This is a genomic window from Rhizobium sp. SEMIA 4085 (genome assembly GCF_013004495.1).
Classification (GTDB): domain Bacteria; phylum Pseudomonadota; class Alphaproteobacteria; order Rhizobiales; family Rhizobiaceae; genus Rhizobium; species Rhizobium gallicum.
Genome location: NZ_JABEPH010000282.1, coordinates 1 through 8,156, shown reverse-complemented (window position 1 = coordinate 8,156; position 8,156 = coordinate 1). Strand labels below are relative to the sequence as shown.

Here is an 8,156-nt window from a genome sequence, read left to right as displayed (position 1 = left end):
ACCTTGGCATATTCGCCGCGGATATCGTCGATATAGCCTTGGCGCGTATCCGGAGACAGCAGGGACGAGACGACGCCGACGGCGCGGCTTGCATCCGTCACATAGACCGTCTGGCCCTTCGCATAGCCGGGATGGATCTTCACCGCGGTATGAACGCGGCTCGTTGTCGCGCCGCCGATCAGGAGCGGGATATCGAAGCCCTCGCGTTCCATCTCGGCTGCCACATGCACCATCTCGTCGAGCGACGGCGTGATGAGGCCCGAAAGGCCGATGACATCGACTTTTTCGGCCACCGCCGTCTCCAGAATCTTTGTCGCCGGCACCATCACGCCAAGGTCGATGATCTCGTAATTATTGCAGGCAAGCACGACGCCGACGATGTTTTTGCCGATATCATGCACGTCGCCCTTGACCGTCGCCATCAGGATCTTGCCGGCAGTCTTCCTGTCGTCGCCGCCATTGAGGCGCTTTTCCTCTTCCATGTAGGGCAGCAGCACGGCGACTGCCTGCTTCATCACCCGCGCCGACTTGACGACCTGCGGCAGGAACATCTTGCCGGAACCGAACAGATCGCCGACGACGTTCATGCCGGCCATCAGCGGGCCTTCGATGACATGCAGCGGACGTGCCGCCTTCTGGCGTGCCTCTTCGGTATCGGCCTCGATATATTCTGTGATGCCGTTGACCAGAGCGTGTTCAAGACGCTTCTCGACCGTCCACTCGCGCCAGGAAAGATCCTGAACTCGGGCTTCCTTCGTCCCCGCGCCACGGAAACGCTCGGCGACTTCGATTAGGCGCTCGGTACCATCCGGGCGCCGGTTAAGCACGACGACTTCGCAGGCTTCGCGCAGCTGCGGATCGATCTGGTCGTAAAGCGCAAGCTGACCGGCATTGACGATGCCCATGTCCATACCCGCCTGGATGGCGTGGTAGAGGAACACGGCATGCATTGCCTCGCGCACCGGCTCGTTGCCGCGGAACGAGAAAGACAGGTTGGAAACACCGCCGGAAATATGCACCAGCGGCATGCGCTGGCGGATCGTGCGCGTCGCCTCGATGAAATCGACGCCGTAATTGTTGTGTTCCTCGATGCCGGTGGCGACGGCAAAGATGTTCGGATCGAAGATGATGTCCTCTGGCGGAAAACCCGCCTTCTCGGTCAGGAGCTTATAGGCGCGCGTGCAGATATTCACCTTGCGCTCGTAAGAATCCGCCTGTCCCACCTCATCGAAAGCCATGACGACGACGGCCGCACCGTAGCGGTGCAGCAGCTTCGCCTGGGCGAGGAAATTCTCCTCGCCTTCCTTCAACGAGATCGAATTGACGATTGCCTTGCCCTGAACGCACTTAAGGCCCGACTCGATGATCGAAAACTTCGACGAGTCGATCATCACCGGCACCCGGGCAATATCCGGTTCGGCAGCGATCAGGTGCAGGAACTCGACCATCGCCTTTTCGGAGTCGATCAGGCCCTCGTCCATGTTGACGTCGATCACCTGCGCGCCGTTTTCCACCTGATCGCGGGCGACGTCCAAGGCTGCATTGTAGTCGGCGTTGGTGATCAGCTTGCGAAAGCGGGCCGAGCCGGTAACGTTGGTGCGCTCGCCGACGTTGACGAAAGGAATTTCCTTGGTCAGTTCGAAAGGCTCGAGGCCCGACAAAGACATAAAAGGCCGGTGTTCGGGGATCGGCCGCGGCTTGTACTTTGCAACCGTCTCGGCAATCGCGCGGATATGTTCCGGCGTCGAGCCGCAGCAGCCGCCGACGATATTGACGAGGCCCTCACGGGCGAAGCTGTCGATCTGCGCCGCCATCAGCTCCGGCGTCTCGTCGTACTGGCCGAATTCGTTCGGCAACCCAGCATTCGGATAGGCGCAGACGAAGGTGTCGGCAACACCCGCGAGCTCCTGCAGATGCGGACGCATCGCATTGGCGCCGAGCGCGCAGTTGAGGCCGATTGTGAACGGTTTGGCGTGGCGCACCGAGTTCCAGAAGGCCGAAGGCGTCTGTCCGGACAGCGTGCGGCCGGAAAGATCGGTAATCGTGCCCGAGATCATCACCGGCAGGCTGATACCCTTCGCTTCAAACCGCTCCTCACAGGCAAATATTGCTGCCTTGGCATTCAGCGTATCAAAAATGGTCTCGATGAGGATAATGTCCGCGCCACCGTCTATGAGGCCATCGATCTGCTCGCCATAGGCAATGCGAAGCTCGTCGAAGCTGATCGCACGGAAACCCGGATTGTTCACATCCGGCGAAATCGAGGCAGTTCGGTTTGTCGGGCCGATGGCGCCCGCCACGAAACGGCGGCGGCCATCCTCGCGCTCGGCGCGGATCGCCGCGCGGCGCACGATCTCGGCTCCTTCTTTATTAAGCGCGTAGACCTCGCCTTCCATCTGATAATCGGCCTGCGCGATGCGCGTCGAGGAGAAGGTATTGGTTTCGAGAATATCCGCGCCAGCCTTGGCGTATTTATAGTGGATTTCCTCGATCGCATCTGGCTGCGTCAAGATCAGTAGATCGTTATTGCCCTTCTGGTGACAGGCGCAACCGATGAAGCGATCGCCTCGGAACTGGTCCTCATCGTAGGCGAGCCCCTGGATCTGCGTGCCCATGGCGCCGTCAAGAACGAGGATTCGCTCGCTCGCGGCTTTCCGCAAAGCTGCAAAGACTTCGCTGCCGTCGCGTTTTGCCCCTTTGGGGCCGAAAAGATTGTCGAACACGGGCGGACTCCTTGACGTCGTTTAAAGACCAAAGTGACCAAATCACATAAAGATATCTTTATGTCAATATATGCCTGACGTTTCCGGTTTTGCAAGGCTTGGCGGGTGACAGACGAGAACGTGCTCTATATAGGCCTTTCGCAAGGCGTGTGCATGAAATCGGAGGAGTAAAATGGCACCTGCAATCGGCGGCTCCGGGCTCGGAAACTGGAGCGCCCGCGCCTATCACCGCAACTGGCTTCTGACCCAGGCAAGCGGCCTTTTCGATTTCTTCCAGCACAATTCTGTCAATCCCAAGGGCGGTTTTTACGATCTTGACGATCATGGCAGGCCGCTTGATGCCGAGGGACAGGTTCGCAGCATTCATATTGCGTCGCGCGCAGTCCACTGCTTCTCGATCGGCGTCCTTCTCGGCCGTCCGGGTGCCGCCAGCGTCGTCGATCATGGCATGGACTACCTCTGGAACCGCCATCGCGACAAGAAGAATGGCGGATATTTCTGGTCGCTGAACAACAATGGCCCCGTTGATTCCAACAAGCAGGGCTACGGCCACGCCTTCGTGCTGCTGGCTGCGTCCTCAGCGAAAACCATCGGCCATCCGCTGGCCGACGGAATGTTGGCCGACATCACGGAAATCCTGAACACCAAGTTCTGGGAGCCGCAGCATGGCGCCATCTCCGAAGAGTTCACCGCCGACTGGCAGCCGCTCGACGGCGGCGCCTATCGCGGCCAGAACTCCAACATGCACCTGACCGAGGCGCTGATGGCCGCCTTTGAGGCCACCGGCGACAAGGAGTATCTCGCCAAGGCCGAAAGCATCGCCAATCTTGTCATCCTCCACGCGGCCGGTTCCGTCGACTGGCGCGTCGCCGAGCATTTCAGCGCCGATTGGGCTCTCGACAAGAACTACTATCATCCGAACGAAATGTTCCGTCCCGCAGGCACCACTCCCGGCCACTGGCTGGAATGGGCCCGGCTCATCCTGCAGCTGTGGTCACTCGGCGGCAAGCGCCACGCCTGGATGCCGGACGCAGCGAAGGCCCTCTTCGCACAATCCATGGCCCTCGGCTGGGACGACGACAAGGGCGGATTCTTCTACACACTCGATTGGGACGACAAGCCCGCCAAGCGCAACAAGCTCTGGTGGCCCGCCTGCGAGGGCGCCGGCGCCGCCCACTTCCTCAACGAACACCTGCCGAGCGACTTCCACGAGCAAAGCTACCGCAAGATCTGGAATGTCATCGAACGCGCCTTTATCGACCATGAGAACGGCGGCTGGCACGAAGAACTGACGGAAGACCTCGTTCCGTCCCACAGCCTCTTCCCCGGCAAGGGCGATATCTACCACGCGCTACAGGCCTGCCTCATCCCGCTCTTCCCGGCGACCGGCAGCCTGACCAAGGGCATCATCGAGGCTGGCGGGAGGATTTGAGGCAATGGCCGGAGTGGGCTCAGACGCCCACTTCCTGTGCGTGTGGCAGAGATCCAGCAGCGCCATGTCCCATGGCGCGAGAGGCCCATCGAGGCTAGCTGGAAAGAGCGCCGTTCACGGTGCAGACGCGCCGTCGCCAGCACAGGTAAGGTCGCATAAAGTGGCGCTCCGCGGTTAAATTCCTCATCTCAGGCGCAACGTATCCAAATCCTTCGCCAGCATCAGTGACAGCGCCTCCACGACGAGATTGTGGTCGTCGCGCTGCGGCAGGCCTGAAACCGTAACGGCGCCGATGCAGCCGGTTCCCTTGACGTTGATCGGGAAACTGCCGCCATGCGGCGCGTAGTCGGCGCCGGAAAGCCCGTTGTCTTCGACCGTCTTGCCGTCCTTCTGCAGCTTCAGGCCACAGGCATAGCTGCTCTTTAAATAGCGGAATACCATGTTGCGCTTGCGGCGAATCCACTGGACGTTGTCGGGGGTTGCGCCCGGCAGCGCCGCGTAGAAGACCGGCATGGAATGCAGCGTGACGTCGATTGCCACGCCAAGGGCGCGTTCGGTCGCGAGTTCCTGCAAGAGCTTGCCGAGTTGCCAGGCGGTGGTTAGATCGAAGGCGTCGAAGCTCAGCACTTTTTCCTGCTCAGCAATCCGGCCGACATCCTCTTCGATGGTCATAAAGCTCGCTCCTCTTGCGTCGTCGAACGGGCGGAGAACATCCGCATCCGGCGGCAAAAGTAAAGCAGAATCGTGACGATGCCGAAGCTCAGTGCGGCATCGACGACAGCGCGCCTATGATTTCTTCGGGCCGCACGGGCTCGCTGGAGCGCAGCTTCACCGTGCCGTCGCGGTCGAGCAGGACAAGGCCGAATTCACCGGGCTGCGGTCCTTCGAGGTCATCGCGGATTTCATCGGCGTCGAGGTCGTAGGAGCCTTCGAAAAGCGGAAACACCCCGCCACCGGCGATACTGAACACCTCAATATCATCCTCGATGAAACGCAGATGCGAGGTGCGTAGCAACTCGTCCTGAACGGCCGCACGATCATCATCCGCATCCGCAAATATGATGAGCACGCGCTTGGAGCCAATGAATGGTTTGAGACAGTCCGGCGAAACGGGCGCACGCGGCGCCGGACCCATGATTTCGCGTATGATTGATTTTAGCATGGTGCTCACATCCTTCGTGTCTGTCTTCAACGATTGGAAGTGAGACCGGTTCCCTACGAGCGTGACGGGACCGCGCCCTGGCGCGATCCCTCAAAGGCTCATTCGGGCGGCTTGCGCTCTGCAGTGCGGCTGGAGACGGCCATTATATCGGCGCCGCCGTTGGCAAGAAGGCGTTTGCGCACCAGCACGCGCATGACGCGGGCGGCCGTCGAGAAGCTCATCTGATCGAGCGGCCCTTCGCCTTCCCAGGGTTTGGTCAGTCTTTCGGTGACGGCGCCGACAATGTTCATCGGCACGATGTCGTCGCATTCGCGCATCGCTTCGAAGACAAGGCTGATCGGAATGACCCGTCCTTCGAACGTGACAATCGGTTCGGTAAGTTCCGTATCCCATTCCTCGAAGGCATAGAGCGCTTCGCGGAACAATTCCTGAAGGGTGATCGGGGCGTGTCCGTTGTGAAGTGGCGGCAAGGCATTCGTCATGTCTGTCTCCTCTTGTGGATTAAGCCAGTTCCTCCTCATCGGCCGGGATCGAAGCAGGACACACAGAACTCCAGGGTTCCCTCCGGACCGAATAACACGATCGATTTTATAGTGTAACACTCGCGTGATAAAGCGATTTATGCCCACCGGGCTGCCGACACGCCTGCGGAAAGGGATAAGCCGCTGATATCGCTCAAGAACATCAACGGCTTTTTTTCACTTTGAAGTGGAGAATTGAGGCTACTGCTCGAGTGCGAAGGTGACGTTGACGGTAACATTATAGGCGTTTTCGCCGCCCTGAACCGGCACAGCAGCGTCACTTGCCTCCTTCATCATCGCCGCGCGGTAGACCGGCTGCGGCAGCGGCCGAACGCTGTTTTCGCTGATTTCGATGATGCGGCCGAGCTTCACACCGGCAGCCTCCGTCAGCGTCTTCGCCTTCTTGATCGCTGCCGCGACGGCATCCTTGCGGGCCGCCTCGATTGCCGCGTTCGGCTTGTCGTTGGTGAACTGGATGTCGCCGCCCTGGTTGACGCCGAGCGTCACGGCCTGGTCGATGATGCCACCCAGTTCGCCAAGATCGCGCACGCGCACCGTCAGCCCGTTGGAAACCTGATAGCTGATCAGTTCCGGCGGCTTCGGCTGGCCGTCGTTGTTCTGCGGATAGTTATACTGCGGCTGCACAGAAAAGCCCGAGGTCTGCAGGTCCTTGTCGGCAATCCCGCCCTTCTTCAGCGCTGCCAGCACCCCAGCCATCGCCTTGTTGTTCTCGTCGAGCGCCTCGCGCGCCGTCTTCGCCTGCTTGACGACGGCAAGGTTGAGCACCGCCATGTCCGGGGCCAGCGCCGATTCCCCCTCGCCCGAGACCATGATCACCGCCTCGCGCGGCTTCGTTTCGTCGGCAGCCGAAGCCGAAGCCCCGGCAAGCGCGGCAGGCATGCCGATCAGCATGCCGAAAGCCACGTTTCTGATAGTCCGTAGCGCCATTTTTTCACTCCTTGGTTGTCGCCATCCCGCCTCACTCTTTGACGATTGATTGTGAAGCTATTGCGGCAGCGTCTTGTCGCTGCATCCGAATTGCGTTAGAGCGAAATCGCACCGGGGAGCCATTGCCCCGCTGCCCGCGCGGCAAAGCCGCGTGAGGGCCTGTAGCTCAATGGTTAGAGCCGGCGGCTCATAACCGCTTGGTTGGGGGTTCGAGTCCCTCCGGGCCCACCATAATTTTCAACAAGCCGTTGATTTTACTTCTCATTTTCCTTTTTTCTGTCCCACTTTTCAAAGTTGGCCTCCGAAAGTGGGACATTTTTGTTCTCGTTTTGGTCGGGCATCAAGAGCTTTTCGGCGTAGCCTGAGAGCTTCTTGCGGCGAGCCGCACGAGTAAAAAGATCAGCCTGCTGACTCGTCGTCCAACCGAAGATCGCTTTGAGCTGGTCGATGGTCGCTCCGTTTTCGGCGGCGATTGAAGCCCCCGCTTCTCGCAAGCCATGCGCCGAGCAATGGAAAAGGCCAGCCTCGTCGCACCATTTGGCGCATCTTATTTCCCAATCCTTTGTCGGAGAACGGCTTGCTGTATTCAGTGACTAAGAACGTGTGTCGACTAGTCGGCACATGTGCGAGTTCGCCCGACAGATTAGGCAGTACCGGAATATTGACATCCACGCGGCTTGCCAGGCGTAGTCCCCGGCTGGTGACAAGCCTCGTATTGCTCTGTCTCCTCAAGCGTCCATGTGTGAAACCCGTCGCCGGACTTAAGCCGCTTGATGCCGTTACAGGGATGCGTCTTTGCCTCGCCAACCTCAATTGCCCCAGCGAAAAGAGCGCTGATTGCCTTCACTATTTTGTTGGCCGCGCCGGGAGCATCTATGCGGGTGTCTCGGATCGCAGCCACCTGCTTGCGCTCAAGATGCTCAAAGGGCTTGTCGCCGTGCTTGATGCAGATTGCAGCTGGCACTGGATGCATAGCGGGGAGGTCATTGCCCGTACTCTGACCGACCAAGACACAGGCGATGCTTTTCAGGTGGACCCACTGCTCGGCCAGATCGGCGGTCCGACCGGACAGTTCACTGCCGACGACGCCTATGGCGGAAAGCCAACCTACGATGCCGTCATCAACCACAGCGCTGCTGCCCATCCGACGAGGCCCCCCACCTGTGGGACACGGACCGCCGCGAACGTCGTCGGATTGGAGATGAAGAAGGTGCTTCAGAAATTGAACCGCACGCCGACGACATTTGCACTGGAGCCGCCGTGCATGTCGCCGAGCGTCCCCCAGGCTCCGGACCGGTGATGTATCCGCCAGAAGCAATCGACGTCGGGCATGGCGTTGCAGGTAAGGCTCAACTCGGGGCCGAGAGCGA

The 8,156-nt window shown here is 59.9% G+C and carries 7 protein-coding genes, 1 tRNA gene and 1 pseudogene; 3 read left to right on the top strand and 6 right to left on the bottom strand.

Annotation, left to right across the window (positions count from 1 at the left end; translation table 11 throughout):
• The coding region (metH, locus tag C9413_RS23335) for a methionine synthase (RefSeq protein ID WP_170250961.1) at positions 1-2,723 on the bottom strand (2,723 nt) is incomplete at its 3' end.
• Between the two features lie 172 nt (positions 2,724-2,895).
• Between metH and C9413_RS23330 the strand changes: the two genes are divergently transcribed.
• Positions 2,896-4,155: an AGE family epimerase/isomerase gene (locus C9413_RS23330; RefSeq protein WP_170250960.1), complete on the top strand. Its 1,260-nt coding sequence runs from the start codon at positions 2,896-2,898 to the stop codon at positions 4,153-4,155.
• Positions 4,156-4,338: 183 nt separating this feature from the next.
• Here the strand turns inward: C9413_RS23330 and C9413_RS23325 are convergent, their stop codons facing one another.
• The 4 genes from C9413_RS23325 to C9413_RS23310 all read right to left on the bottom strand — a co-directional run bounded on the left by C9413_RS23325 (position 4,339) and on the right by C9413_RS23310 (position 6,750).
• Positions 4,339-4,827, bottom strand: a complete 489-nt coding sequence (locus C9413_RS23325) for a heme-degrading domain-containing protein (RefSeq protein WP_039845402.1) — start codon at positions 4,825-4,827, stop codon at positions 4,339-4,341.
• A gap of 88 nt (positions 4,828-4,915) precedes the next feature.
• Positions 4,916-5,317, bottom strand: a complete 402-nt coding sequence (locus C9413_RS23320) for a DUF4174 domain-containing protein (protein WP_039845403.1) — start codon at positions 5,315-5,317, stop codon at positions 4,916-4,918.
• 98 nt (positions 5,318-5,415) lie between these two features.
• Positions 5,416-5,799, bottom strand: coding sequence for a hypothetical protein (locus C9413_RS23315; RefSeq protein ID WP_039845404.1), 384 nt, complete (start codon positions 5,797-5,799; stop codon positions 5,416-5,418).
• A gap of 240 nt (positions 5,800-6,039) precedes the next feature.
• The gene (locus C9413_RS23310) at positions 6,040-6,750 is read right to left on the bottom strand and encodes an SIMPL domain-containing protein (RefSeq protein ID WP_223844015.1); all 711 of its coding nucleotides are present in this window, start codon (positions 6,748-6,750) and stop codon (positions 6,040-6,042) included.
• Positions 6,751-6,941: 191 nt separating this feature from the next.
• Here C9413_RS23310 and C9413_RS23305 point away from each other — a divergent pair.
• A tRNA-Ile gene (locus C9413_RS23305) sits at positions 6,942-7,017 on the top strand.
• Positions 7,018-7,040: 23 nt separating this feature from the next.
• On the opposite strand, the gene C9413_RS32790 is transcribed toward C9413_RS23305, so the two are convergent.
• The gene (locus C9413_RS32790; protein WP_052451550.1) at positions 7,041-7,280 is read right to left on the bottom strand and encodes a hypothetical protein; all 240 of its coding nucleotides are present in this window, start codon (positions 7,278-7,280) and stop codon (positions 7,041-7,043) included.
• A gap of 479 nt (positions 7,281-7,759) precedes the next feature.
• On the opposite strand from C9413_RS32790, the pseudogene C9413_RS23295 reads away from it, so the two are divergent.
• Positions 7,760-7,927, top strand: a pseudogene (locus C9413_RS23295) (IS5/IS1182 family transposase); the annotation flags it as partial.
• Between the last annotated feature and the right edge of the window lie 229 nt (positions 7,928-8,156).